The sequence below is a fragment of the Methanocalculus natronophilus genome (assembly GCF_038751955.1).
Lineage (GTDB): Archaea > Halobacteriota > Methanomicrobia > Methanomicrobiales > Methanocorpusculaceae > Methanocalculus > Methanocalculus natronophilus.
Window position 1 is genome coordinate 506 of the sequence record NZ_JBCEXH010000042.1, and the last position, 259, is coordinate 764.

The 259-nt window shown below is 35.1% G+C and carries 1 protein-coding gene; it reads right to left on the reverse strand.

Going from position 1 to position 259, the window contains the following annotated elements; genetic code table 11:
- Positions 1–212 (reverse strand): alpha amylase N-terminal ig-like domain-containing protein (locus ABCO64_RS10275; RefSeq protein ID WP_343089393.1); only part of this gene is annotated, 212 nt, incomplete at its 3' end.
- Positions 213–259 lie beyond the last annotated feature (47 nt).

Consider the following 259-nt stretch of genomic DNA (forward strand, 5'->3'; position numbering starts at 1 on the left):
GACCCTCTTTTAATCATTGGGAGCCCATCTCCATAAGGTGCCCATTTATGTTCACCATTTTCGTTTTTAGCATGATAAAAAGGATCGCCATAAATAATTTTAACATTATTCGTAATTCCTTTTTTCGCAATTAATCGAATATGGAGGGTTGATGTATCAAATAAGTATGCATCAACGCTTTTTGCTTCGTGTTTAAAATCTGCAAAATGCATAGTTTACCTTCTTTCATACGTTTGGCCTTGATATTCAAGGCCAAACG